The sequence below is a fragment of the Curtobacterium sp. UNCCL17 genome, from assembly GCF_000686685.1.
Taxonomy (GTDB): Bacteria; Actinomycetota; Actinomycetes; order Actinomycetales; family Microbacteriaceae; genus Curtobacterium; species Curtobacterium flaccumfaciens.
Map to the genome: position 1 here is coordinate 26,312 of NZ_JMLI01000022.1, position 26,351 is coordinate 52,662.

The 26,351-nt window shown below is 68.1% G+C and carries 23 protein-coding genes; 17 read left to right on the top strand and 6 right to left on the bottom strand.

Annotated features, from left to right (window positions below):
* The first annotated feature begins 44 nt into the window (after nt 1–44).
* The 8 genes from BR70_RS0103900 to BR70_RS22735 all read left to right on the top strand — a co-directional run bounded on the left by BR70_RS0103900 (nt 45) and on the right by BR70_RS22735 (nt 9,736).
* Nucleotides 45–1,481, top strand: a complete 1,437-nt coding sequence (locus tag BR70_RS0103900; RefSeq protein ID WP_027465003.1) for a tyrosine-protein kinase domain-containing protein — start codon at nt 45–47, stop codon at nt 1,479–1,481.
* Between the two features lie 82 nt (nt 1,482–1,563).
* Complete coding sequence (locus BR70_RS23100) at nt 1,564–2,448, top strand: beta propeller repeat protein (RefSeq protein WP_155896764.1); 885 nt, start codon at nt 1,564–1,566, stop codon at nt 2,446–2,448.
* Nucleotides 2,442–3,911, top strand: coding sequence for a sugar transferase (locus tag BR70_RS0103910; RefSeq protein WP_027465005.1), 1,470 nt, complete (start codon nt 2,442–2,444; stop codon nt 3,909–3,911). Before BR70_RS23100 ends, BR70_RS0103910 begins: the two co-directional genes overlap by 7 nt.
* The gene (locus BR70_RS19400) at nt 3,911–5,032 is read left to right on the top strand and encodes a glycosyltransferase (RefSeq protein WP_051596610.1); all 1,122 of its coding nucleotides are present in this window, start codon (nt 3,911–3,913) and stop codon (nt 5,030–5,032) included. The genes BR70_RS0103910 and BR70_RS19400 overlap by 1 nt, the downstream gene beginning before the upstream one ends.
* Nucleotides 5,029–5,991, top strand: a complete 963-nt coding sequence (locus tag BR70_RS19405; protein ID WP_035808045.1) for a glycosyltransferase family 4 protein — start codon at nt 5,029–5,031, stop codon at nt 5,989–5,991. The genes BR70_RS19400 and BR70_RS19405 overlap by 4 nt, the downstream gene beginning before the upstream one ends.
* Complete coding sequence (locus tag BR70_RS0103925; RefSeq protein ID WP_081827232.1) at nt 5,991–7,253, top strand: oligosaccharide repeat unit polymerase; 1,263 nt, start codon at nt 5,991–5,993, stop codon at nt 7,251–7,253. The genes BR70_RS19405 and BR70_RS0103925 overlap by 1 nt, the downstream gene beginning before the upstream one ends.
* Before the next feature lie 64 nt (nt 7,254–7,317).
* Nucleotides 7,318–8,454, top strand: coding sequence for a hypothetical protein (locus tag BR70_RS0103930; RefSeq protein WP_027465007.1), 1,137 nt, complete (start codon nt 7,318–7,320; stop codon nt 8,452–8,454).
* A 37-nt stretch (nt 8,455–8,491) separates the two neighbouring features.
* Nucleotides 8,492–9,736 (top strand): oligosaccharide flippase family protein, encoded by a 1,245-nt coding sequence (locus tag BR70_RS22735; RefSeq protein ID WP_197019615.1) that lies wholly within the window; start codon nt 8,492–8,494, stop codon nt 9,734–9,736.
* Here BR70_RS22735 and BR70_RS23705 read toward each other — a convergent pair.
* A complete protein-coding gene (locus BR70_RS23705) occupies nt 9,713–10,360 on the bottom strand; it encodes an acyltransferase (RefSeq protein ID WP_051596612.1) in 648 nt (215 codons plus the stop codon). The genes BR70_RS22735 and BR70_RS23705 overlap by 24 nt on opposite strands.
* 65 nt (nt 10,361–10,425) lie before the next feature.
* On the opposite strand from BR70_RS23705, the gene BR70_RS19410 reads away from it, so the two are divergent.
* Together BR70_RS19410 and BR70_RS0103950 are read left to right on the top strand one after the other, a co-directional pair.
* Entirely contained in the window at nt 10,426–12,240 is a 1,815-nt protein-coding gene (locus tag BR70_RS19410) for a DUF4012 domain-containing protein (RefSeq protein WP_081827234.1), read from the top strand.
* An 86-nt stretch (nt 12,241–12,326) separates the two neighbouring features.
* Nucleotides 12,327–12,878, top strand: coding sequence for a hypothetical protein (locus BR70_RS0103950; RefSeq protein WP_027465010.1), 552 nt, complete (start codon nt 12,327–12,329; stop codon nt 12,876–12,878).
* 69 nt (nt 12,879–12,947) lie between these two features.
* Here the strand turns inward: BR70_RS0103950 and BR70_RS19415 are convergent, their stop codons facing one another.
* On the bottom strand, nt 12,948–13,412 hold the full coding sequence (locus tag BR70_RS19415) for a VanZ family protein (protein ID WP_051596614.1): 465 nt from the start codon (nt 13,410–13,412) through the stop codon (nt 12,948–12,950).
* Nucleotides 13,413–13,671: 259 nt separating this feature from the next.
* Here BR70_RS19415 and BR70_RS0103960 point away from each other — a divergent pair, with 259 nt between their 5' ends.
* The 3 genes from BR70_RS0103960 (at nt 13,672) to BR70_RS0103975 (ending at nt 20,305) form a co-directional block, all read left to right on the top strand.
* Nucleotides 13,672–14,001 carry a hypothetical protein gene (locus BR70_RS0103960; RefSeq protein ID WP_027465011.1) on the top strand — a complete coding sequence of 110 codons (330 nt, stop codon included), beginning with the start codon at nt 13,672–13,674 and terminating at the stop codon, nt 13,999–14,001.
* Nucleotides 14,002–14,083: 82 nt separating this feature from the next.
* Nucleotides 14,084–14,413 carry a hypothetical protein gene (locus BR70_RS0103970; protein WP_027465012.1) on the top strand — a complete coding sequence of 110 codons (330 nt, stop codon included), beginning with the start codon at nt 14,084–14,086 and terminating at the stop codon, nt 14,411–14,413.
* A gap of 270 nt (nt 14,414–14,683) precedes the next feature.
* A complete protein-coding gene (locus BR70_RS0103975) occupies nt 14,684–20,305 on the top strand; it encodes an Ig-like domain-containing protein (RefSeq protein WP_155896766.1) in 5,622 nt (1,873 codons plus the stop codon).
* 85 nt (nt 20,306–20,390) lie between these two features.
* Here the strand turns inward: BR70_RS0103975 and BR70_RS0103980 are convergent, their stop codons facing one another.
* Complete coding sequence (locus BR70_RS0103980) at nt 20,391–21,122, bottom strand: SOS response-associated peptidase (protein ID WP_027465014.1); 732 nt, start codon at nt 21,120–21,122, stop codon at nt 20,391–20,393.
* Nucleotides 21,123–21,230: 108 nt separating this feature from the next.
* Complete coding sequence (locus tag BR70_RS0103985) at nt 21,231–21,875, bottom strand: hypothetical protein (RefSeq protein WP_027465015.1); 645 nt, start codon at nt 21,873–21,875, stop codon at nt 21,231–21,233.
* Nucleotides 21,876–22,032: 157 nt separating this feature from the next.
* On the opposite strand from BR70_RS0103985, the gene BR70_RS0103990 reads away from it, so the two are divergent.
* Genes BR70_RS0103990 through BR70_RS0104000 form a run of 3 tightly spaced genes read left to right on the top strand, consistent with a single transcriptional unit; the run spans nt 22,033 to nt 23,843 of the window.
* A complete protein-coding gene (locus BR70_RS0103990) occupies nt 22,033–22,458 on the top strand; it encodes an organic hydroperoxide resistance protein (RefSeq protein WP_027465016.1) in 426 nt (141 codons plus the stop codon).
* A 10-nt stretch (nt 22,459–22,468) separates the two neighbouring features.
* The gene (locus BR70_RS0103995) at nt 22,469–22,855 is read left to right on the top strand and encodes a YchJ family protein (protein WP_027465017.1); all 387 of its coding nucleotides are present in this window, start codon (nt 22,469–22,471) and stop codon (nt 22,853–22,855) included.
* A gap of 34 nt (nt 22,856–22,889) precedes the next feature.
* The gene (locus BR70_RS0104000; RefSeq protein ID WP_027465018.1) at nt 22,890–23,843 is read left to right on the top strand and encodes an SDR family NAD(P)-dependent oxidoreductase; all 954 of its coding nucleotides are present in this window, start codon (nt 22,890–22,892) and stop codon (nt 23,841–23,843) included.
* Between the two features lie 20 nt (nt 23,844–23,863).
* Here the strand turns inward: BR70_RS0104000 and BR70_RS0104005 are convergent, their stop codons facing one another.
* Entirely contained in the window at nt 23,864–24,730 is an 867-nt protein-coding gene (locus BR70_RS0104005) for a shikimate dehydrogenase family protein (RefSeq protein WP_027465019.1), read from the bottom strand.
* A gap of 58 nt (nt 24,731–24,788) precedes the next feature.
* On the opposite strand from BR70_RS0104005, the gene BR70_RS0104010 reads away from it, so the two are divergent.
* Complete coding sequence (locus BR70_RS0104010) at nt 24,789–25,796, top strand: iron-siderophore ABC transporter substrate-binding protein (protein WP_027465020.1); 1,008 nt, start codon at nt 24,789–24,791, stop codon at nt 25,794–25,796.
* 114 nt (nt 25,797–25,910) lie between these two features.
* On the opposite strand, the gene BR70_RS0104015 is transcribed toward BR70_RS0104010, so the two are convergent.
* On the bottom strand, nt 25,911–26,315 hold the full coding sequence (locus tag BR70_RS0104015; protein ID WP_051596616.1) for a DUF1304 domain-containing protein: 405 nt from the start codon (nt 26,313–26,315) through the stop codon (nt 25,911–25,913).
* Between the last annotated feature and the right edge of the window lie 36 nt (nt 26,316–26,351).

Sequence of the window (26,351 nt, forward strand, 5' to 3'; positions counted from 1 at the left end):
GACAGGGACTGCAGGACTCGGCGACATTCGGGGAAGGATGCCGCGTGGAGCTACGCGACTACATCGCGGTCTTGCGCAAGGGATGGGTCTTCATCCTGGTGCTGGCACTGATCGGGGTGGCGGCCGCCGCGGGGTTCTCGCTGCTCAAGCAGCCGGTCTACTCGGCCTCCGCCCAGGTCTTCGTGTCGACGCAGACCAGCGGCAGCGCGAGCGACCTGGCGCAGGGCAACACCTTCACGCAGCAGCGCGTCCTGACCTACTCGAACCTCGTCGAGACGCCGATCGTGCTGCTGCCGGTGATCTCGAGCCTCAAGCTCGACATGACGTCGGACGAACTCGCCGAGATCGTCACCTCCGACGCCCCGCTGAACACGACGCTCATCTCGATCACCGTGAACGACACGAGCGCGAAGCAGGCCGCCGACATCGCGAACGCGACCTCGGAGAGCCTCACCAACGTCGTGCAGAACATCGAGGCCACCGACGCCGAGGGCACGAGCACCGTCAAGCTCACCCGCGTCAAGGAAGCCCAGGTCCCGAACGCACCGGTGAGCCCGAACGTGCCCGTCAACGTCGTCCTCGGTCTGCTCGTCGGCCTTGCGCTGGGGGTCGGTGTCGCGGTGCTGCGGGAGACGCTCGACAACCGGATCCGCACGGAGTCCGACGTCGAGAAGATCAGCGACAAGCCCGTCGTCGGCGGGATCGCGTACGACAACAAGGCGTCGGAGCGACCGCTCATCGTGCAGGTCGACCCGCGCAGTCCCCGGGCCGAGTCCTTCCGTACCCTCCGCACCAACCTGCAGTTCCTCGACCTCGGCACCGGTTCGCGCACCTTCGTGATGACCTCGTCCGTGCAGTCGGAGGGCAAGAGCACCACCGTCGCGAACCTCGCCATCGCGCTGGACAGTGCCGGCTTCCGGGTGATCCTCATCGACGCCGACCTGCGACGCCCGAAGGTCGCCACCTACATGGACCTCGAGGGCAACGCTGGCCTGACCGACGTGCTCATCGGACGCGCGACCGTCGAAGACGTCGCCGTGCCGTGGGGCCGCGGCAACCTCGTCGTCCTGCCCGCCGGTCAGATTCCGCCAAACCCGTCCGAGCTGCTCGGCTCTCGCGCAATGCAGGACCTCATCGCGGGCCTTGAGCAACAGTTCGACTACGTCCTCTTCGACGCGCCGCCGCTGCTCCCCGTCACCGACGCCGCGATCCTGGCGAAGAAGGCCTCCGGCGCGATCGTCGCCGTCGCCTCCGGCCACACGCATAAGGGGCAGCTCGCTGGCGCGGTCAGCGCGCTCGAGAACGTCGGCGCTCCGATCGCTGGTTTCGTCATGACGATGATGCCGACAAAGGGGCCGGGCGCGTACGGCTACGGCCGCTACGGCTATGCGTACGGCTACGGCCTGCAGGACGACGACGCTCCCATGCCGAAGCCCCCTAAGCGCGGCCGTATCGGCGCATTCCGTGGAGCCGAGCGTTGACGGTGGTCGCCGCGTGAGAGCCCGCCGAGGATCCCGAAGCCTCGGCAGCGTCTTCTCGCGCCGCACGCTCGTCTGGGTCGCCGTGATCGTCGTGGTCCTGGTGATCGTCGACGTGCTGCTCGTCGCCCTGGCGCTGGTACGTACTGCGCCAGCCTCCAACGGGACGCCCGGCCCGGTGCCGACGTTCTCCAGCACGCCTCGACCGTCTGCTTCGAGCACGGCGAAACCGTCCGCGTCCGCCACATCGGATCCCGCCCGGATGGCCACGCCCGGCCGCCGTCTGCTGTCCGCAGTGGACAGCCTGGAGGCATGGCGGGCGTCGAGCGGCGTGTGTGGCGGCACCGATGGGGTGCTGCAGCACACCACAGACGGTGGAACAACGTGGGCTCCGGTCGATGTCGGGGTTGGTTCCGGAGCCGTGTTGGCGCTCCGCGCAGGCACGAGGAGCGTCTCCGTCGTCATCGGCACCGGTGACGACTGCGAGACCGCTGTGCGCACCTCCGACGACGATGGTGCGACCTGGAAGTCCGGAGTTGCGGGTGATGCCGGCGCTGGCATCGCACCCGCTGGGCTCGTACTGTCGACCGGCATCGTCGAGTCCCCCTGCGCCGATCCAGCCCAGGCGTACCAAGGCAAGTTCACCACAGCGATCGTCTGCACCAACGCGGTGCAGTGGCGGTCCGGTGGGGGCGAATGGGTCGGCGTGCCTGTTTCCGGTCTGCGATCCCTGGCGGACGACGGCGACTCCTACCTTCTCGCTCGCGTGGGAGCGTCGGAGTGCCCCGGTGTCGAGATCGGGTCTATGGCCGCGGTGGCCGTTACCCCAGCCACGAAGAGCACCGTCGTCGGCTGTGCAACCGACGCCGACATCGAGGGTGCCCTCGCCGTGGCTCGTGCGGCTCCTGCGGTATGGCTCTGGGCTGGCGATGATGTACTCGTGTCGAAGGACGACGGCGCGACATGGTGACCCTCACGAGCCGCCAGTCCACCGCTGCCGTGCCGTGGGCGAAGAGCTACGCCCGACGTCTCGTGATCTCCGACGTGCTCGTGCTTGTCTGGGTGGTCTTCGGCGTGCAGATCGCATGGTTCGGGCTCGACAGTGCGGGCGTCGCGGTCAGTGGCAGCGTCGCCGACCTCGCTATCGGCTACACGGCGGTCTCTGTAGCGATCATCACCGCGTGGCTGATCGTCCTCGCGCTCTACGACACTCGAGACCACCGGTACATCGGCACAGGCTCGGCCGAGTACCGCAGGATCGTCGACGCCTCGATCCGACTCTTTGCCTTCGTGGCGATCATCGCCTACGTCTTCAAGATCGATCTGGCTCGCGGGTACATATTCATCGCATTCCCGCTTGGAACGCTCGTCTTGATGTTCAGCCGATGGATCTGGCGGCAGTGGCTCAACGCCCAACGTCAGGGCGGTGGCTACTCCGCGCGGGTGCTACTCGTCGGTTCGACGCCGAGCGTCGCGCACCTCGCCGGTGAACTTGCACGGCATCCGGAGGAGGGCTATCGGGTTGTCGCTGCGTGCGTGCCGGACGGTGTCGTTGGGGAGCCCGTGGCAGGTACCACCATCCCGATCGTCGGCCGGATACCGGACGCGCTCCAGGCGTTGAACACCACTGGTGCTGACACGGTTGCCGTCACGAGTTCCGAGGAGCTCGGTGCGCAAGCCGTCCGTGAGCTGAGCTGGGGTCTCGAGGGCGGCCGCCAGCACCTGATCGTGGCGCCGAGCTTGACGCAGATCAATGGCCCACGGATCCACACCCGTCCAGTCGCTGGTCTGCCGCTCATCCATGTCGAAATGCCGCGTTACGAAGGGTCCACGCACTTCATGAAGCGCGTGTTCGACCTCGTCGGATCTGCGGCCCTCATCACCGCGCTCTCACCCGTGCTGATTGTCCTCGCGCTCTCGGTCAAGCTGACGAGCGCGGGGCCGGTCTTCTACCGACAAGAGCGCGTCGGGCAGAATGGCGAGCCGTTCGACATGCTCAAGTTCAGATCGATGCGACTGAACGCCGATGATGAACTCGCAGCGCTCCTGGCGCAGCAGGGCACATCCGACAAACCTCTATTCAAGGTTGAGAACGACCCTCGTGTGACGTCGATCGGGCACTTCCTGCGGAAACACTCGCTCGATGAGTTCCCTCAACTGTTCAACGTTCTCCTCGGCACCATGAGCCTCGTAGGCCCTCGTCCGCAGCGCGAGGGCGAGGTCGCCCTCTACGACGATGCCGCCCGTCGGCGTCTGTTGCTGAAGCCAGGCATGAGCGGACTGTGGCAAGTCGGCGGCCGATCTTCGCTCGGGTGGGAGGACGCGATCCGTCTCGACCTTTACTACGTGGAGAACTGGTCGATGACCGGCGATCTCGTCATCCTGTGGAAGACCGTGCGCGCGGTGTTGGCGCCTGGAAACGAGGCGCACTGATGGCAGGCCTTATTGCACACGAGTGGATTGCGCCGCATGGGGGCTCAGAGAACGTCGCCGAGGCCATGGGCCGTGTGTTCCCCGATGCCGACGTCGTGACCCTGTGGAACGATGCCCCGGAGCGCTTCTCGGGCCACAAGATCCACGAGACGTGGCTAGCGCGATCGCCGATTCGGAAGAGCAAGGCACTGGCGCTCCCGTTCATGTCCGGTGCCTGGCGGAGGGCCCGTGTCGATGGTTACGACTTCGTCCTGGTCAGCTCGCACGTCTTCGCACACCACATCGGGGGACGCCGCCGGTCGGCCCGCAGCCCCCGGTCGTTCGTCTACGTTCACACTCCCGCCCGGACCATATGGGCGCCAGAGCAGGACAACCGAGGCGCGAACCCGCTCGTGAAGCTCTTGGCACCGGCCTTCCGTTGGCTCGACCTCCGAGCGGTGCGGCCCGACACTGCCTACGCCGCGAACAGCCTGTACATCCAGCAGCGCATCGCAAACGTGTGGGGACAAGAGGCCACTGTCATATACCCGCCAGTCGACGTGAGCAGGATCCGGGCAGGCAGCGAGCGATTGTCGGGCGGAGAAACCGAACTCCTCGCGGGGCTTCCGGCCGGATTTGTCTTGGGTGCCTCCCGATTCGTGCCGTATAAACGCCTGGACCTCGTACTCGAGGCAGGCGCTGCTGCTGGTCGTCCGGTGGTACTTGCCGGAAGCGGTCCAACGCGTGGCGAGCTCGAAGTGCGGGCCGCGGAACTCGACGTCACGGTGACGTTCGTCCACCGACCTTCGGACGCGCTCCTTCGCGAGCTCTACCGACGGGCTGCGGTGTTCGTCTTTCCCGCTGTCGAAGACTTCGGGATCATGCCGGTTGAGGCGATGGCCGCAGGCACCCCGGTCGTCGTCTACCGAGAAGGTGGTGCGAGCGAGAGCGTGGAACTCGTGGACGGCGGCGTCATCGTCGATTCGCTCGATGCACAGGTCCTCGCAGAAGCTGTCCAACGGGCAGCCTCGAAAGACATGACAGCGGTTCCCGAGCGGGTCGAGACACAGTTCGGGGAGGCCACCTTCCGCGCTCGATTGCTGGCGTGGATGGGAACAACCGATTCAGGAGCCGAAGCATGACGCTCTACGTCGACACCAGCCGCATCGGAATGCACGGAATCGGGCGCTACTCACGTGAAGTGGTGTCGCGCCTGGATCTCGAATGGACCGATCTCGGACATCGACTTCGGAAGCCCCTACCAATCGACGCGGTCAACCCGAAGCGTATGAGCCTGTCGAGGAACGATGTCGTATACGCACCTGGTTTCAACGCAGGCATCACCCGCGCCACGCAGCTGCTAACCATCCACGACCTCATCCATTTACAGGTTCCATCCGAGGGATCGGCGCTCAAGACGCTCTACTACGACCGAATTGTCAAGCCCGCCGTTCGCAAGGCCGGAAAGGTTTTCACCGTCTCGGAGACGTCGAAGCAACACATTGTTGAATGGCTCGACGCTACCTCGGTGGAGGTGGTGAACGCGGGCAATGGCGTATCCGAAGCGTTCATCGCCGAAGGACCGCGATGGACGGATTTGACCGACTACTTCGTATACGTCGGGAACCTCCGGGAGCATAAAAACGTTGAGGTGATCGTCGACGCCCTCGCCCTTCGCCCGGAGTTCTCACTCGTCATGGTGACCGCCGACCGCTCTGCGGCCGAACAACTACTCGCGTCGCGGCGTCTCACAGGTCGGGCCCGTGTGGTCAGCGGCATCGGGGACGAGGCTCTTGCCACGATCTACAGGGGTGCAATCGGCCTCCTGATGCCGTCGACGCACGAAGGGTTCGGGCTCCCGGCCGCCGAGGCCGTGGCTTGCGGCAGGCCGGTAGCGTTCTGGGCCGGTTGTGAGAGCGTCGAGGAGATCCTTCGCGCAGGGACCGGGGTGAGTGTTCGTGATGCGAAGAGCGTGGATGGATGGTCTGACGCTCTCACCCGATTGAGTAGCGTCTCGTCCGCTCCGCGGAGCGACGCTGCCCCGCCGTGGACGTGGCATGCAGTCGCAGAGAACGTGAAATCAACGCTGGTGGGCTACTGATGATCCGTCCGAACCGGCTGTTCCAGCCGTGGATATTGCTGCTCGTTCCGGTCCTGGGAAGTCTTGTTGCTTGGTTGGTGCCTGGCGAAGGAACATACCTTCGCGGGTTTGCAGTCCGAAGTGAGCTATCTCCGGTCGCCGCCTTTGTGCTCATTAGCTGGTATCTAGGATGCGTTCTCGCAATCAGCTTTGGGGTAGCGGTCGGTCGAAGCTGGAAGGCGTCACCGGTCCTGCTAGCAATCGAGAGAAACCCGAAGTTCGAACTCGTCTTCTACCGGATTCTCACTCTTTTCGCGCTGCTGGGTGTAGTTGGTGCGTATTACCTGATCGCGCGCGAGACCTCGATCCTTGCGGCCCTGCAGTCCGCGCAAGCCAATGTGCTCTCGGAAGCGCTGCTCGACGGATCTTCGGTCGGAACTTTGCGGTATGCGGTCACTGTTGCCGCTCCAGTTGGGGTCATCCTCGCGCTGGAGCACAAGGCAAGTTGGTTGCTTGCGGCGCTTAACGTAATCATGCTCCTGCTAGTGGTTCTCCTGAGTTCGAGACTTTCCCTAATCATGGCGATTGCCGTGTTTGTCTTTCTTTACTACCACCGCAGGCCGCACGGAAAGCTACGGCTGGGCGTGGCAGGCGTTGGCATCGTCTCACTTTTTCTTGTGCTCGCAGTTTTCAATTTCACGCGGAATGCAAATTACTACCGCGCCTTCGGTGTCGAGAATCCTTTCATGATGAATGTGTATCAGATTCTGAGCTACGTCGGGGCTCCGAGTCAGGTATCAGTTGGCGTGGCGGATGCGATTGGTAACGGTCGTTTCCCCATTGACGTCTCCCCAGTGGACGCGCTGCAGTCGATTCTCCCAACATTCTTGCAGAGCACGAAGGGCGATAAATCTGCGGCCCTGGATCTGGGATTCTACGCTTATCAGGTGGACATTGCGCCAAACCTCAACGCGAATTCCTCGTTTGCGGACGTCTACGCGCGGTGGGGCTGGTGGGGTCTTGTCTACACGCTTCTAGTCCTTGCCGCGGCGGCTGTGCTCTTCCAGCATTTCCGACAGTACGATTCGGTTGTGGCTGTCATGTCTGGTGTTGTGGCGTATGGCTTCCTCGAATACTGGCGTGGCTATCTCTTCAATACGGGAAACATCGTGTTTTTGGTGTTGATCGTCGCGCTTTCTGCGTTTATTGCTCGAATACTGACCGGGGCACCTGTTGGCACTGGGTCGCGGCAACGAGTGCCAACCCTTAGAGAAATACGGTAGATACACGTTGATGAATTCTACGATTTACTGCACGGTCGTAGCAGAAAATTACCTGCCCCAAGCGTTGGCGCTGTACGACAGCGTCCGCCGAGTCGAACCGGACAAGGAGCTCGTGATTCTCGTGGTCGATTGCGATCGTCGCGACCTGGAGGCTGGTCGACCTGGTCTCCGGATTGCGACGACGGAAGTTCTCGGACTCTCTGAGCGTGCGGTCCTCGAGCTCGCTGCGATCTATGATGTCGTGGAGTTCTCGACGTCGGTGAAGCCGCTCTTTTTCAAAGCTCTGCTGCAGGAAGCAGAGACCGTCGTTTACCTCGACCCTGACATGATGATCGTTTCGCCGTTGGTTGAGTTGCCGGATCTCGTCGCGAAGCACGGGATCGTACTGACACCGCATTTCCTTGAGCCGATTCCTCGTTCCGTCGACCACATCACCGAAGGCCACGACCTGACCGTAGGCGTCTTCAACCTCGGTTTCTGCGCGGTCGGTCGATCCGCCGTACCGTTCCTCGACTGGTGGTGGTCCCACCTCGAGCGCGAGTGTCTGATCTATCCCCTCCTCGGTGTGTTCGTCGACCAGAAGTGGGTGGACATTGGAGCAAACTACTTCGACGGTCATACACTCCGTCATTCCGGGTACAACGTCGGCCCGTGGAATCTTCACGAGCGACGATTCGATGAAGAAGGCGGCAAGTTCATCATGGAGAGGTCGGGGCATGAACTCCGGTTGCTTCACTTCAGCGGGTTCAACCCCCGTGATCCCGACGCCATCAGTGTTCGGCTGTCTGTGGACCTACGAAACGTCGGCGATGAACTGCCGGCACTCCGACAGGTGAGTCGGCTCTATGCCGAGGCGGTTCTGTCGGCCGAGGCGGAGCTGGGCGCGACTCCCGAGTACGGATTCTCCAGAGATGCGGGCGGTGAGAGGATCAGCAAGCGGACTAGACGTGCGTATCGGAAGTACCTGCTTGATCTCCCCGAAGGTCGGCGGGCACCGTCGCCGTTCCTGCCTCGCGAAGTCAAAGTATTCCGGCGATGGAGGCGTCGCGCGGCGATCGGCAGGATCGCCGTGACGCTCGGGGATGCGTCGCTTGCCGCCAAGTACGCGCTGCCCGACGAGTTTGGGCTGGTGAAGAAGCGGATGCCGGGGTTCTCAGCACTACGAGAGCGGCTGCTCCAGGCAGGAAACGTTCGCCGATGAGGCTTGCGCGCAGAGCGAGGCGATGGGGCGTCTGGCCGTGAGCAACCTTCGCCATCTTGGAACGATTGGCGGCTACGGGCTCTCCGTGGCGCTCACTGCGCTCGTAACGCTGACGACCATCCCAATCGTCATCGCCGCTGTCGGCCCCCATGCATGGGCGAGTCTCGCGGTAGCGCAGGCCGTTGGGACCTCTGGCGCTATCGTGATCGGATTCGGCTGGGGGATAACGGGGCCGACTGAAGTGGCAGCCGCAGACGCCGCAGAACGGCGGAGGATCTTCTCTGAGTCGTTCAGGGCGAGATGCGTACTCGTACTGCCGGTCAGCGCGGTCGCCGTTGGGGTCACGATCTTCTCAGTCAACTCCGAGTCCTTTCCGTCGGCGCTCAACTGCTTGTCTTACTGTCTGACTGGGCTTCTCAGTGGATGGTTTTTCACCGGGACTGCTCAGCCGTGGTCGTTCTTCACATTCGACTCGATCCCACGGGTGCTCGGTGCGGCAGCAGGTGCGCTTGCGGTGTGGTCCGGGGCGGCGCTCTGGAGCCTGCCCGCCGCGCAGTTGGTTGGAGTACTGCTCGGCATAGTCGGTACGGGACTTCACCTTCGGGGAACGCGCCGCAGTAGAGGTCGGAGTCGCCAGAACCCGATCGAATTGCTGAGCGCGCAATCTCACGGAATGTTGTTGTCTGGCGTCTCTGCGCTGGTCACTGCCCTGCCCCCCGTGCTCGTGGCACTGTTCGCGCCTACCGCCCTGCCGGCGTACTCGCTCGGCGACAAGCTCCTGCGCTTCGCTACCACTGGCTTCTCGCCGGTCTTGCAATATCTGCAGGGATGGGTGCCGGCCGTCGATGGCGCGGGGCGATTGCGTCGGGTGCGACTGGCGGCCCTTGCTGGAACACTGATCGCGGTGTTCGGTGGTGCATTGTTCGCGTTGCTCGCCCCACTTTTCGGTGGCCTCCTCAGCGGCGGACAGGTCGAGATTCCGACGGGTGTCGCTGCCGCTTTTGGCGTCCTGTTGGCTGTGCTCGTGGCCGCGCAGGTGTTCGGGTTCGTATGCTTGCTGGGCCTCGGGGCAGCAGGCCAGTTGGCGCGATTTACTGTGTTGGGCGCGAGCATCGGCATGCCGCTGACACTCATTGGGGCGTTCTTCTTCGGCGCGGCAGGAGCGGTTATCGGCTTTGGTGCTGGAGAGCTGGTTGCGCTGCTGCTCGAGGCCCGGTTGCTGCGCCGCCTTTTGTCCGAGAACGAGTCGGGACTCTCGTCAGACCCGCTCCCAACGGATTGAGTCCGACCAGCGTTTAAGCGGTTTCGCCGGGACGCCACCGACGATCGTCTCGGCAGCGACATCCCGCGTGACGACCGAGTTAGCGCCGATGACCGCGCCATCCCCGATGCGAACGGGTCCGATGACAACAGCATTGTCCCCGATCCAGACATTGGCGCCGATCACGACCGGCCCACCGCCGCCGAGTTCGCGCAGCGCTGGCGGCTCCTGGGGAACCGATTGGCCGTGGCCGCTGTAGGTGCCGTGATTGTGGTCGGCAATGAAAACGCCGCTACCGACGAGGCAACCGTCACCGAGCACGATGCGATCGATCGCGGAAATGTGCACGCGTGCTGAGAGAGCGACGTTGTCGCCAATTTGGATGACGGGCTCGTATCGCTTGAGACCGTACTCGGTGACGGCTTCCAGCCAGAGGTCTGGACCGCTCGCGAAGCGTTTCCCGAATCGGATTCGTTTCGCCCCGCGAATCACGGCGCGTGGTCCGAAGTACGCTTTGTCGGCACCGACCTGTGCGCCGAGAATCCGGCTTTTGGCCTTGTGTCCGACGCGCTCGGCAATTCGTGCCATCGCTAGGCCGAGCGGCTCGGCGTCGAGCCTGAGAGCCGACCTGATCGATCTAGCCATTACGCTCTCTCCTCCCCGGGGCACCCCGATGTCGCTCTGAGCGGGTCTGCCTCTAAGCTGACCACATGTCGGACGATCCCGAGTCTCGACGCGCTGCTCGACTCTGGGGCTCCCGTCCCCGGTGGTTCTTGTGGGGCGTCCTCTTCCTCGTCTTGCTCGTGATTGCCTCGATCGCGTGGGTCGCCATCCGCGGGATGATCGCCAAGCAGGACCTTGAAGACTCTGTCGCCCACGTTTCGGCGCTCCGGTCCCAGCTCGAGAAGGGCGACTCTGAGGCAGCGCAGCAGACTGCTACCGATCTGGAATTGAGCGCCGCGGATGCGCGATCGAAGACGAGCGATCCGGTGTGGGCGGCTTTCGAGCACGCCCCGCTCGTTGGCGGGAACCTTCGCGCCGTCCGACAGATAGCTGTGGTGGTCGACGATGTTGCCAGCGACGCCGTCCGACCTGTCGCAGGGGTCCTCGGGGACGTCGACGTCGACGCTTTCAAGCCGGAAGCCGGCAAGGTCAACCTCCAGCCGCTGGTGGCGGCGCAGCCTGCCGTCGCGAAGGCTACGGCAACGCTCAGGGCGGCCACGCGTTCCGCCGGGGAGATCGACACCAGCAACACGGTGTCGGCGGTGTCGGACGCGGTGAACAAACTCCGGTCGTCCCTGTCGTCTGCGTCCGCGCAGGCCGACTCGGCCAACAAGGTCGTGCGGCTCGCGCCGTCGATGCTCGGCGAGGGCGGCACGAAACACTACCTCGTGATGTTTCAGAACAACTCGGAGCTCCGCGCAGGCGGCGGCATCCCCGGAGCGCTTGCGATGATCACGGCGAAGGACGGTGCGATCTCGCTGGGTCAGCAGGCGTCGACCTCCGACTTCCCGCAGACCGACAAACCAGTACTGCCACTGACCACGGAGACGCAGGGCCTGTACGGCTCGATCACCGGGGAGTTCATCCAGGACGTCACGTTGACGCCACGATTCGACACCTCGGCGAAGCTGGCGCGGGAGATGTGGAAGCGGCAGTTCGGGCAGCGGGTCGACGGCGTGCTGTCGATCGACCCCGTGACCCTCGGCTACATCCTGAAGGCGACCGGACCGGTCGACCTGCCGACGGGGGACCGGCTGACGTCGGACAATGCGGTACAGCTGCTGCTCAGCGACGCGTACGCGAAGTACCCCGATCCTGCGGTGCAGGACCTGTTCTTCGCTTCAGCAGCCAGCGCGGTGTTCACGAAGGTGTCCGCGGGCGGCTTTGATCCCAAGCAGTTCATCGCGGCGCTGACGACAGGTGTCGACGAGGGACGGGTCAAGCTCTGGAGCGCCGACAAGAACGAGCAGTCGGAGCTCGTCGGGACCGCCATCGCGGGTGGGCTGCCGATCAGCGACTCGAGCTCGCAGCAGTTCGGTGTCTACCTGAACGACGCGACCGGGGCGAAGATGGACTACTACCTCGAGAAGACCGTCTCCGTTGGTAGTCAAGTGTGCCGGAAGGATGGCCGGCCGACGTGGACGGTCGAGGTCACCTTGAAGAACGCGGCACCCGCTGATGCCGCGACGACCCTGCCCGACTACGTGACGGGTGCCGGTGCGTTCGGCGTGGCACGCGGCGCTGTGCGGACAAATGTCGCCGTGTACGCCCCCTCTTCGGGGGTGTACGTCACCTCGTCTCAGGATGAGCGGCCTGCGTCGCCGCAGACCGCGATGGACGGAAAGCACCCCGTTGCACAGTTCCAAACGCTGCTCTCACCAGGCAAAAGCACGAAAATCCGGATTGAGTGGGTGGGGCCGTCCGGGCAGGGCCGCACTCCGATCGACGCGGTGTCGACGCCGGGTGTTCACCGCTCTGTTACACAACCGCTGGTCACGAGCTGTGAATCCCCGGTAGATTGAGCGAACTTCGCAATCGCGCCTGCAAGTAACTGGGGCTGGTCGCACTTTCATCCGCGCGAAGCCATCAGCAACTAGGGGACTCCTCCATGAAGAAGATCATCGCTGCAGTCGTTCTGGCTGCTGCTGCGTTCGTTGCCATCCCGACCGCCGCCAACGCCGCAGGCTACGTGCCCGCCTCGAACGTCAGCGTCTCCGGCCCGGCCATCGCCGGTGGCACCGCGGTCGTCGGCTTCGCCGCCGGTTCGTTCGTGCCGAACGAGACCGTTACGGTCTCGGTCACCGGTGCTGGCGCCGTCACGCTGGGCGCGCTGCCCATCACGACGGTCTCGAAGACCTACACGGCTTCGTCCAACGGCGCCGCCTCGGTCTCGGTCACCCTGCCGCAGGGCGCTTCGGGCACCTACTCGCTCACCGCGACCGGCGCCACCTCGGGCAACGTCGCCACCTCGGCCCTGACGGTCGTTCCGGCTGACGGTGCCGCTGCTGCGCCGGCCGCTGGTGCCGGCGACGGCACCCTCGCCTTCACCGGCTCCACGATCTCGATGCTCGCCATCTGGGTTGCCGGCGGCGCCGTCGTCCTCGGTGGTGGCCTCCTGCTGGTCCGCGGCTCGGTCCGCCGCCAGCGCGAGTCCGTCTGAGTCGCAACGCACTGAACGAAGCCCCCGGAGCATCTGCTCCGGGGGCTTCGTCGTGCGCGGGGGCCGCTGTCAGCGACGCCGTGCCGCCCGGCTGAGCAGCAGCACCCCTGCCACGGCCCCCAGGACCGCCCCCACGCCGTTGGCGACGACGTCGTCGATGGTCGCGGTGCGGGCGGGCAGGAACAGCGCCTGGCCGGTCTCGATGCACGTGCTGACGACGAGCCCTGCGGCGATGGCGGCCCACCACCATCGCGCTCCGGTGAGCAGCACCACGAGCAGTCCGAGCGGCGCGAAGTAGACCACGTTCGCCAGGGACTCGACGGCGGCGTAGTCGATGCGCTCCGGCAGGCCGTGACGGTGCGCGGCTGCGAGGGCGCGGGTGAGCCACGGGCCTCCTGCGGCGTCGACGGGGGAGCCCCAGAACCCGACGAGCGCCAGGGCGACGCCGTAGGCGATCGCCAGCCCCGTCGCGAATCGACGGCTGCGCCAGGTGGCCGGGGCGCGGTAGTCGACGCGGGGCTTGTCGGAGGTCACGTGCCGACGCTAGCGAGTCGCGCCTCCAGGCAGGTGTCCGCACCATTTCGTCCCCCGATCGCGGCGATCCGGAAAACGAGTACCCCGATCCTGACGCTGTACCCCGGAAGTGCGACGCACCTGCCCGGAAATCCGGGGCTGCCCGATGGATGGCATTGACGAAACCCGTGAATCGACGGGCCTGGCTGGCGATCCCCTCGGCACTTCTCGTAGCGTTCTGGTGTCAGCAGATGTACCCCGGATCGTGAAGGAGAGCGACATGAGCATCACCGTGAACAACGCGACGCAGGCCGAGGTCACCCTCGACACCGACACCGTGGACACCATCGCGATCCTCGAAGCCGATGCAGCGCTCTCGACGCGTCCCAAGCGCGCCAAGGTCACCTGGGTGCAGGAGGACCAGGGCGAGTGGATCGCCGGCTACGGCGGGTACTTCGGCGGCAGCGTCGACAAGCGCGACGACCGCTACGTGGCCTCCGACACCTTCGGGCTCGTCGTGGGCGAGTTCTCCTCCCTCGAAGAGGCGCAGACCAAGCTCGAGGACCAGCTGCACGTCATGCTCCCGCCGGTGATCCGGCCGGTCGAGTGACGACAGCGGACACCGACATCACCGGCGTCGACCGCGACGCCCGCACCACCCAGCACGCAGCACAGCACGAAGGAGCAGGACCATGAGCACGACCGTCGCCCACCGCCAGCAGGCCGAGGTGACCCTGGACACCCAGACGATCGAGGTCATCGCCGAGATCGAGGCCCAGGTCGTCGCTCCCGTGCAGGCAGCCCCCGTCCGCATCTCGTGGGCCCAGGCCGACACGGGCCTGTGGGTCGCGAACTACGGCGGCTACTACGGCGGCACCGTCGACCGTCAGGGCAGCCACTTCTTCGTCGCCGACACCTTCGGTGAGTACGTCGGGGACTTCCGTTCCCTCGACGAGGCGAAGGCTCGCCTGGCCGAGCGCCTGCACGTGCTGCTGCCGGACGTCATCCGTCCGACCGCCTGATCCGCTGCTGATCGCTCCCTGATCCTCGAACCCCCGCCGGCCTGCCGGCGGGGGTTCTCCCGTGTGCCCGGGGCGCGATCGGACCGTGACGGGCGCGGTCAGGTGCCGGGCCGCGGCGTGGCCCCTGAACGAGTGGTCCCCCCTATTGGGGACCCCGGTTGTCCCCATCAGAACCCGAGGAACTGCCAGGATCAACCTGGCGCCAACGACCGTTCTCCCTGATCCTCCGGTCGGTTTCGGTGCCCGCATCGTCTCGACCCGAAAGTGATCATGCAGCGTACGAACCCGGGCACCGCTGTGCCCACCGACGGTCCCGACCGTCCTGCCGGCACCCCTGCCACCCGCCGACCCGGCCTGCGCGCGGTCGCCGTGCTCGGTGCGGCACTCCTGGTGGGCACCGGGCTGACCGCCACCTCGGCGGTCGTCGCGGCTGCGCCGGCCTCGGCCGTCAGCGCCACGAAGGACGGCGCCATGGTCTGCACCCCGCAGGAGACGCTGTACGCGGTCGACGGCACGGGCAAGGTCGTCGCGGTCGACATCAGCACCGGGGCCTCGCGGGGCACCACCGCCGACGTCACGAACCTCGGCACCGGCGCGAACAACGGTCTCGGCATCTCGCGCGAGGGCGTCTCGATGTTCGCGGCGTCGAACAACCAGACCGCGACCCTGCGGCAGTTCGACCCGAAGACCGGTGTCGCATCGGACCCGGTCGCGACGGACAAGACGCGCCCCGTCATCCGGGGCGCGGTCAACCCGGTGACGGGGATCTACTACTACGGCGACAACACCGGGTGGCTCGGCGCGTACGACCCGTCGACGGGCAAGTACCTCGGCCAGGTCGGTCAGATCGACGGGCTCACGAAGCGCAACGCCGCGGACACCGCGAACGCCAACGGTGACTTCGCGTTCAGCTCGCGCGGCCTGTTCTTCGTCGTCGCGGCGAACAAGGTCTACCGCGTCAACGTCGACCAGGTGCCGGCGACCGCGGGCACCACGGCGATGAGCACGACCGAGATCGCGACCCTGCCGGCGAGCACGAACAGCCCCGGCATCGCGTTCTCGTCCGACGGCTACCTCTACGTCTCGAACACCGTGACGACCAACAGCGTCGCGACGACCACGATCTACCAGCTCGACCCGACCTCGGGCAAGGAGGTCCGCAGCTTCCCCATCGTCGGCAACTACGCCGCGAGTGACCTGGCGAGCTGCAACTACGCCGACACCGTCACGGGTGCGGCGAGCGTCGACCAGCGCTGGAGCAGCGGCGACCAGTTCGCCCTGGCCATCAGCGGCGGCGGCATCGACCCGGCGACCGCGGGCGTCTCCGGCACCACGACCGGTTCCGCCACGGGCGTGCAGGCGCAGAAGGCAGGCGCCGTCCTGACGACGCCGAACAAGGAGTACACGGTCAAGCAGACCGCCGCGGGCACCACCGACCCGGCGAACTACGACACCACGTGGAAGGCGGTGGACCAGACGACCGGCACGACCGTCGCCAGCGGCACCGGCACCACGGGGACCTTCACGTTCCCGGCGGCCACCACCGCGGACGGCACGGACGTCCTGGTCACCTTCACGAACACGCTGAAGGCCACGCACGTCTCCACCAGCAGCGACACCGCCACGACCCCCACCGGCACGGCGCTCTCGGTGCCGGCCGCCTCGGGCGTGCTCGCGAACGACCGCGGCACCGGCCTGTCCGTCGTCTCGAACACCACGCCGGCGCACGGCACCGCCACGGTCGCCGCCGACGGCTCGTACACGTACACCCCGGCCGGCGGGTTCTCCGGCTCGGACACGTTCCAGTACACGGCGAAGGACTCCTCCGGGCAGACCTCGACCAGCACCGTGACCGTCACCGTCGCGCCGAAGGGCTCCGACGACGCGTACAGCGTGCACGCGGGCACCGTGCTCAAGGTGAACGCCGCGGACGGCGTCCTGACGAACGACCGCGGGTCCGACCTGACCCTGACCGGCAGCGGCCAGCCGTCGCACGGTCTGGTGAAGATCGGCCCCGACGGGTCGTTCTCCTACGGCGCCGACAAGGGGTACTCCGGCCCGGACTCGTTCACGTACACGGCGAAGGACGGCTCCGGCGAGACCGTCACCGCGACCGTGCGGCTCACCGTGCTGCCCACCGCGACGGCCGACGCCGTCGCCGCGACGGCCGGGTCGACGACGACCGGCAACGTGCTCGACAACGACCTGGGCACCGGCCTGACGGTCACCGGCAGCAGCGCCCCCGCCCACGGCTCGGCGACGGTGCGACCGGACGGCTCGTACTCGTACACCCCGGCACCCGGGTTCTCCGGCACCGACTCCTTCACGTACACCGTGACCGACGGCAGCGGCGGGACCGACACCGTCACGGTCACCGTGCAGGTCGCTCCGGCCGCACAGGACGACACCGTCAAGGTCGCCGCGGGTGGCACGGCCACCGCCGGCACCCGGGCGACCGGTGTGCTCGGCAACGACTCCGGCACCGGGCTCACCGTGGCGTCGAACACGTCCCCCTCGCACGGTGCGCTGACGCTCGACAAGGCCACCGGCACGTTCACCTACACACCGACCGACGGGTACTCCGGCCCCGACGCGTTCACCTACACGGCCGTCGACGGCTCCGGCTCGCCGAGCACCGCGACCGTCACCATCACGGTCAACCCGACCATCGGCGCCGACACCGCGTCGACCGACTCCGGCACCCCGTTGACGATCGACGTGCAGGGCAACGACCGTGGCTCGGACCTCGAGACCACGATCGTCACCGGTCCGTCCCACGGCACGGCCGTCGTCGCAGCGGACGGCTCGGTCGAGTACACGCCCACCGTCGGCGCGTCCGGCCCCGACTCGTTCACCTACACGGTGACCGACGGCAGCGGTGTCACCACCGGTGCGGCGACCGTCACGATCACCGTGCGACCCGTCGCGACCGCCGACACGGTGTCGACCCGGGCCGACGAGGCGCTGACGATCGACGCCGCCACCCTGACCGGCAACGACCGGGGCACGGGGCTGACCGTGACCGACGTGACCCCAGGCGGGGCCGCCGGCAACGGCACCGGCACCGGCACCGGCACCGGCGCCGGCACCGGCGAGACCGGCGCCGCCCGCGGCACCGTCACGCTCGACCGCGCCACCGGCCGCGTCGTCTACACCCCGGCCGACGGCTTCTCGGGCACGGACACCTTCACCTACACGGTGACCGACGCCGCCAGCCGCTCCACCACCGGCACGGTCACGGTCGTCGTCGGCCCATGGGCCACGGCCGACACCGCCACCGCCACGGCCGGCTCGACGCTGACCGTCGCGAAGGGCGACGGCGTGCTCGCGAACGACCGGGGCACCGGCCTGACCGCGACCGTCGACCAGCAGCCCGCACACGGCACGGTCGAGCTCGCGGCGAACGGCTCGTACATCTACACGCCGAAGGACGGCTTCTCGGGCACGGACACCTTCACCTACACGGCGACGGACCCCGCCGGCCGCACCACCACCGGCACCGTCACGGTCACGGTCCGCCCCGGCACGGAGCCCGACACCGTCACCGTCGCGGCGGGTGGCAGCACCACGGTCACCTCCGGCGCCCTGACGGGCAACGACCACGGCACCGGCCTGACCGTCGTGTCCGTCACCGACGGGAAGAACGGCACCGCGACCCGCAACGACGACGGCACGATCACGTACACGCCGAAGGACGGCTTCTCCGGCACGGACACCGTCACCTACACGGTGACGGACCCGTCGGGCGCCACGAACACCGGCACCCTGACGGTCACCGTCACCCCGGTCGCCGGCGGCGGTTCGACCTCGGCCGAGGCCGACGCCACCACCACCGTGCCGGCCGGCACCGGCCTGCTCGACGGTGCGAAGGGCACCGACCTGGCGGTCACCGACCACACGGAGCCCTCGCACGGCGAGGTCGCGGTCGACGAGGACGGCTCGTACACGTACAAGCCCGAGCCGGGCTACTCCGGCCCGGACGGGTTCGACTACACGGTCACCGACGGCTCCGGCACGACCACCACGGGCACCGTCACGATCGTCGTCGCCCCCAAGGCCGCAGCGGACACCGCGACGACGAGCGCCGCGACCCCGGTCGACGTCGCCGTCACCGGCAACGACTCGGGCACGAAGCTGGCCGTCACCGCGGTGTCGAAGCCCGGCCACGGCACCGCCACGATCACCGGCAGCACGACGGCCGGCGGAACCGACAGCGGCGCGACCGGCGCCAGCTCGGTCACGTACACGCCCGCCGACGGGTTCTCCGGCACGGACACGTTCACCTACACGGTGACCGACCCGACCGGCGGCACCGCGACGGCGACCGTCACCGTGACCGTCACGCCGACCGCGGTCGCCGACGCTCTGCGCACCGCGGCGAACACCGCGCTGCCGATCAGCGGCGCGACCCTGACCGGCAACGACCGCGGCACCGGCCTCGCCGTCACCGCGCACGGCCGCGCCGAGCACGGCACCGTGACCGAGGGCACCGAGCCCGGCTCGCTCGTCTACGCCCCGGCGAAGGGGTTCTCCGGTGCGGACACGTTCGAGTACACGGTGACCGACGGCGCCGGACGGACCTCGACCGCGACGGTCACGGTCGTCGTCGGCGTCGCCGCGGTCGACCACTGGCACACCATGTCGACGAACCGCAGCATGCGCATGTCCGCCGACAGGGGCGTGCTGGTCGGCGACTCCGGCCGTGGGCTCTGGGCCGCCATGGAGACGAAGCCGTTCAACGGGAAGCTCTCGCTCGAGAAGGACGGTTCGTACGTCTACACGCCCACGTCGAACTGGTCCGGCCGTGACTGGTTCACCTACTCGGCCAACGACTCCGACGGCACCGCGGCGTTCGCGCGCGTCATCATCGACGTCGCCCCGGTCGCGAAGGACGACAAGACGACGACCACGGCCGGCAAGACCGTCCGGGTCGCCGGCCACGGCGTGCTCGGCAACGACCACGGTGACGCCCTGACGGTCGTCGCGGTGGGTCAGGCCCGGCACGGCAAGGCCTCCATCGCCGCCGACGGCACGTTCGTCTACACCCCGGCGAAGGGCTTCTCGGGTACCGACACCGTCACGTACCGTGCGCAGGACTCGATGGAGCAGCAGGTCGACGCCACCGTCACGATCACGGTCGGCATCGCCGCAGCGGACGACACCGGGCACACCGTGTCCGGCACGCCCGTCGCCCGTGACGCCCGCCACGGTCTGCTCGCCGACGACCAGGGCACCGGCCTCACCGCGGCCCCGGCCCGGAAGCCCGCCCACGGCACCGTGACGATCCAGCGGAACGGCGCGTACGTCTACACCCCGGCCGCCGGCTTCACCGGCACGGACACCTTCACCTACACGGTGACGGACGCCTCGGGGCAGACGGCCACCGCCACCGCGACCATGACCGTGGTCGCCGCGGCGGTCGCCACCGACGACTCCGCCACCGGGATCGTCGGACACCGTGTCGTCGTGGATCCGCTCGACAACGACTCCGCCACCGGCGGCGCCACGTTCGAGTCGGGCACGCTGCACCTGCTCCACCCGGAGTCCGGCACACCGACCGACCGTGTGGTCGTCGCCGACCAGGGCACGTGGACCATCCGCGACGGCCGGGTCGTCTTCACCCCGCAGGACGGCTTCACCGGAACCACCTTCGTCGGTTACACCATCACCGACAGTGCGGGTCAGACGGTCACCGCGACCGTCACGGTCACGTTCCCGACCGGGCTCGCCGCGTTCGTCCACGGCACCGAGCTCGCCTTCACGGGCGTGACCGGACTGGTCGGTCTCGGGCTCGCGGCACTCGCGCTCATGCTGGCGGGCGTGCTCCTGGTGACCCGGCGACGGATCGCGGTCCGCGTCGTGCCGGGCATCCGCCGCAGCGCACGTCCGTAACGGGCACCGGACTGGAGGCCCGGATCACCGCAGCAGACCCGCTGCGGTGATCCGGGCCTCCTGTCCGCGCGCGGGGCGCGGCCGCCTACGCGACGGGCGCGATGAGCTGCGGTCCGTCGTTCCGCACGCTGTTCACCGTGCGGGAGACCTCGTACTGCGCAAGGCCAGCGGCCACCGTCAGCGACTCGTGGTCGAGCAGGGCCAGCAGGTCGTCGGCGTGCAGGTCGCCGCCGAGCCAGTCGTCGTAGCCGTCGGGCGTCAGGAACGCCGGCATGCGGTCGTGGACCTCGCCCGGGGCGACGTGGGCGTCACGGGTGATGATCGCGAGCGACAGGCGCCACTTGTCCGGGTCGCCCTCGGGCTTCGTGGGGTCGGGCCAGGCGCTCACGACGCCGGCCATCGCCAGGGCGCCGCCGGGTTCGTGCACGAAGTGGGGTTCCTTGCCGTCCTCGCGCACCACCCACTCGTAGTACCCCTGCGCCGGGACGATGCAGCGGTTCGTGGCGAAGGCCCGCTTGAACATGCCGCTCGTCGCGACCGTCTCGATGCGGGCGTTGATCGGCTTCGGGCGCTGCTTCTGGAAGTCCTTCGCCCAGCTCGGCACGAAGCCCCAGCTGATCTGCGGGAGCTCCCGTTCGCCGTGCCGCTGGCGGACGGCGTACACGGGGTCGGTCGGGGCGACGTTCCAGCTCGGGGCGAGGCCGGGGTGCACCTCGCCGGTGTCCTCGTCGACGTGCTCGGTCCGGGCGGCGAGCTCGCCCATGAGCTCGGGCAACAGATCGGCCGTGGTGTCGGAGACGACGAACCTTCCACACATGTGCCCAGTGTGCCCGTCGCCGCCGACAGTGGTGCGCGTCGGGGTGCGCCGTTCACGCTTCGTGAGCAGGAATGGTCGAGTGCCCCACAGCGACTCGACCGCTTCTGCTCACGAAGTGGGGCGGGCGGGGGTCTCGGGTGCGGGCGTCTCCGGGACCGGGTCGAGGGACTCGGCGGCCAGGCGGGCGCGTTCGGAGCGGCCGAGGCGGACGACGTACTCCGACAGCCCGATTGCGTGGACCGCGATCCAGAGCACGTGGAACCAGGTGGCGAGCCCGAGGACGAACACCCCGAGGACAGCAACGAGAGCCGAACCGAGCAACGGTGCGGCCCGGGCGAGCGTGCCGATCAGCCCCCGCCGCAGCAGGACCGTGTCGGTGCGGACGACGTCGCGGTGCTCCGGCCGGACCGGCACCGGACGACGCTGCACGTAGAGCTGCGTGGCGCCCCGCGCGGCGAGCTGCCACGAGGGCCGCACCTGCCGACCGTTGATCGTGGTCGAGGGGTCCGGCGGCTGCCACGTCGGGATGCACGCGAAGGTGAGCAGTCCGACGCCGAGCGTCAGCAGCACCATCGCGACCACGCCGCGGACCGGGGCGGTCCCCGTCCAGTCGACCCGCGCCTCCAGGACGGCCATGCCGACCAGCGCGACGACCGCCGCGAACCCGGACCACCGGGCAGCGCGACGGACGCGTGCCGGATCCAGCACGTCCGTGACGTGCCGGCGGAAGACCTGCCACCCGAGCGTGAACATCCATCATGTCTACCTGCTGAGGGTGCCGCGTGCCCGGACGCTCGCCTCCGCCGCCTCCACCCGGACACGCCCGAGCGCTCCCCGCCCGGAGCCACCGCACCCGCGACGTGGTGCTGCCGCTCAGGATTCGTCCAGGCGAGCACGGTGACCTCGGACCATGAGTCTCGACATCGTCTACACCGCCGCTGCCCACGCCACCGGAGGCGGCCGCGACGGACACGTCCGCAGCGAGGACGACCGGCTCGACCTCGACACCCGCCCGCCCAAGGAGATGGGCGGCAGCGGCGAGGGCACGAACCCCGAGCAGCTCTTCGCCGCCGGGTACGCCGCGTGCTTCCTCGGTGCCCTGCACGCCGCCGGCAAGGAGCTCGAGGTCGACACCACCGGCGCCGAGGTCTCCGCCGAGGTCGGCATCGGCGGCACCGGCAACGGCGCCTTCGGTCTCGCGGTCGAACTCGACGTCTACGCCCCGAACGCCCCGCAGGAGCAGCGCCAGCGCCTGGCCGAGCGTGCACACGAGATCTGCCCGTACTCGAACGCCACCCGCGGCAACATCACCGTCACGCTGTCCATCGTCGACTAGCGTTCGGCCGGTGGTCACCGACACGACGCGCTGCCCCTGCCTGAGCGGCAACCCCTACGGGGAGTGCTGCGGCCCCCTGCATGCCGGGGCCGTGGCGCCGACCGCGGAACGGCTCATGCGCTCCCGCTTCAGCGCCTTCGCGCTGGGCCTGCCGGAGTACCTGCTGCTCACCTGGCACCCGCGCACCCGCCCCGCGGGTCTCGAGTTGGACCCGACCCAGCGCTGGACCCGGTTGGACGTGCTGGCGACCACCTCGGGAGGCCCGTTCGACTCCCACGGCACCGTCACGTTCCGCGCGTGGTGGCGTTCCGACGACGAGCGCGGCACGCTCGAGGAGACGAGCGACTTCGTCCGCGAGCAGGGACGATGGTTCTACGTGGACGGCGTGGTCGCCTGACGACTGCGCACCACGCCAGCTGACAGGAGCCCACATGCCCGCACGTGACCTCACCCGCTTCGGCGACCGGACCACGGCCGCCGAGGTCGTCGACGGCCTCGACCTGTCGGGGCGCACGGCGATCGTCACCGGTGCTGCGTCCGGCATCGGCGTGGAGACCTCCCGAGCGCTCGCCGGAGCCGGGGCGCGCGTGACGCTCGCGGTGCGGGACGTCGATGCCGGCCGACGGGTGGCGGACGACATCGCCCGGACGACGGGGACGGAAGCGCCGGCCGTCGTCGAGCTGCACCTGGACCGTCCGGCTTCCGTCGAGGCCTTCACCGCAGCGTGGTCGGGGCCGCTCGACGTGCTCGTCGCCAATGCGGGCATCATGGACGCGCCCGAGTCGTACACGCCCGCCGGGTGGGAGTCACACTTCGCGACCAACCACCTCGGGCACTTCGCCCTCGCGCTCGGGCTGCACGACTCCTTGGCTGCCTCGGGTTCGGCACGGATCGTCTCGGTGTCGTCGAGCGGACACGGTGGTTCGCCCGTCGTGTTCGACGACCTGTTCTTCCGCCGGCGTCGCTACGAGCCCGGACTCGCGTACGGGCAGTCGAAGACCGCCAACGTGCTGTTCGCCGTCGCTGCCAGCCGCCGGTGGGCCGCCGACGGCATCACCGCGAACGCCCTCATGCCCGGCGGGATCTGGACCGGGCTGCAGAAGCACTGGGACCCGGAGGTCCTGGCCGCCACGAAGATCGCCGCGGCCGACGCCGTGAAGTCCCCGGAGCAGGGAGCCGCGACTTCGGTCCTGCTCGCCACCGCACCGGAACTCGACGGGGTCACGGGTCGGTACTTCGAGGACTGCCACGAAGCAGCGGTGGTGGAGCGGATCGAGGACGGCCTGCACGGCGTGCTGCCCTGGGCACTCGATCCTGACCAGGCCGATCGGCTGTGGGACGTCTCCGTCGCGCTGCTCGACGCCGAGGCGCGGTCCCGCGGCTGATCGAGGGTTGCCGGCGCCGGCTAGCTGCCGATCACGGCGGGCAGGTCGACCGCGGTGCGCATCGCCCGGCGGACCCCGGCCTCGTCGGGGAGCAGCTCGTCCTCGTCACCGGTCAGGAAGAACCGGATCTGCCCGATCGCCTGCTCGGTGAGCATGTCGAGGCCGTTCAGCACGCGGCCCCCGGCGTCGGTCCAGCGGCTGGCGACCACGGTGGGCCACGGTTCGTAGGCGACGTCGAACAGGACGGCGTCCGGCCCCGACGGACGGAACTCGAGCGGGTCGGCGGCGCCGCCAGGCAGTGTCGAGAGGACGAACCCGTGGTGCGTGCCGGCGAGCTCGGTCAGGGGGTGCACCTCGAGCGTGACCCCGAGCCGGACGGCCAGGTCGACCAGCGCGCGCGTCTTCGCGGGGTCACGGACGAACACCCGGACGAGCGACGCCCCGAGCCGCACGGCAGCGGTCAGGGCGCTCGCCGCAGTGGCTCCGCCGCCCAGGATCGTGGCCTCGCCGGGCAGGTGTCCGAGTGCCTCGACCGGGCGGACGAGCCCCTGCACGTCGGTGTTGGCGCCGGCTCGGACGAGCGTGGAGCCCTCGAGGCGGAACGCGACCGTGTTGGCGACCCCGAGTTCGTCGACGAGCGGGGTGGTGCGGTCGAGCAGCGGCAGGACCTCGCGCTTGAGCGGCATCGTGAGGCTCAGGCCACGCCATTCCGGACCCAGCCCCGCGACGAACGCGGCGAGCTCGCCGGACGCAACCTCGTGCCTCCCGTAGGTGAAGGGCAGGTCGAGCGCATCGTAGGCCGCTGCGTGGAGCGTGGGCGAGAGCGAGTGCGCGATGGGGGAGCCGAGCACCGCGAGGTGCGTGCGGCCTGGATCGGTGAACGCCACGGTCACCCAGCCTAGCCAGCCGTGTTCCTGAGCACCCCGTTAGGTTAGGCTACCCTTCGTGAACCGTTCTCCCTTGCGTCTCCGACGCGTGCTCGCCGCAGCCGGCGCCGTCGTCGCAGCGTCCCTCGTCCTCGCCGGCTGTGCGTCCGGCTCCGGCTCCTCGACCGACTCGGCGTCGTCGGGGTCGTCCGACGCCGCGTTCCCGGTCTCGATCACGACCGGCCTCGGCACCACCACCATCGAGTCGGCACCGAAGCGCGTCGTCGCGCTCGGGTGGGGCGACGCCGAGACCGCGCTCGAGCTCGGCGTGCAGCCGGTCGGTGCGAGCGACTGGCTCGCCTTCGGCGGCGACGGTGTCGGTCCGTGGCTCAAGGGTGCGTACGACAAGTCGCCGAAGATCATCCAGACGCTCGAGCCGAGCTACGAGGACATCCTCAAGCTCAACCCCGACGTCATCCTCGACGTGAAGTCCTCGGGCGACAAGGAGCGGTACGACAAGCTCTCCGCGATCGCGCCGACCGTGGCGATCCCGAAGGGCGGCGCGAACTACCTCGCCTCGACCGAGCAGCAGACGACCATGATCGCGAAGGCGCTCGGCAAGGAGTCCGAGGGCAAGAAGCTGCTCTCCGGCCTCGACGACGCCTACGCCGCCGCACGCAAGGCGCACCCGGACTTCGAAGGCAAGACCGCCGTCGTCGGTGCGTACAGCTCCGAGGGCTTCGGGGCGTACGCCTCCACCGACAGCCGTTCGACCTTCATGCGGAACCTGGGCTTCGAGATCCCGAAGGCCATCGACGAACAGGCCGGCAAGGAGTTCTCCGTGCACCTGTCCGACGAGAACCTCGACCTGCTCGACGCCGACCTGACGCTGATCCTGCCGATCTACGTCGACGCGTCAGAGGCCTCGTCGAACAAGCTGTTCCAGAAGGTGCCGTCGGTCGAGGCCGGGCACGCGATCGTCTTCGACGACAAGGACGTCTCGTCGGCGTTCTCGATGGGCACCACAGCCGCGATCGAGTGGGCGCTCGACAAGCTGCCGGCGCAGTTCGAGGAGAAGCTCGGCTAGGGCTGGTCGTCGCTGCTGGCCGGTTCCGCTGGTCAGCACCACGAAAGCGACAGGGTGCCGCCGATGTCCGGTGGCACCCTGTCGCTTTCGCAGTTCGGGGGAGGGGAAGCGGGGCTAGACGCCGATGGTGGAGCCCAGCAGCGCGAAGAGCAGCGCGATCAGGGGGAGCGTGCCCTGCTTGAACGCGGAGTTGACGTACTTGCGACCCGAGCCGAGCAGGATCACCGCGGCACCGAGCATGCTCGCCGTCGAGAACACCACGAGGGTCCAGCCGCTCACGGTGTTGCCGGCCAGCACGAGCACGACGCCGAGGATGGCCCCGATCGCCAGGAACAGGTTGTAGAAGCCCTGGTTGAAGGCGAGCGAGCGGGTCGCCACGGCTTCGGTCTCGGAAGCGATGCCGAAGATCCGGCGCGCTTGCGGACTGGTCCAGATGACCGATTCGAGGAAGAAGATGTACACGTGGATGAGGCCCGCGAGGACCGCACAGACGCCCGAGATCACCAGCAGGACCGACATGTGCACATTCTCGCAGCAGCGGGCCGGGTTCTGCTG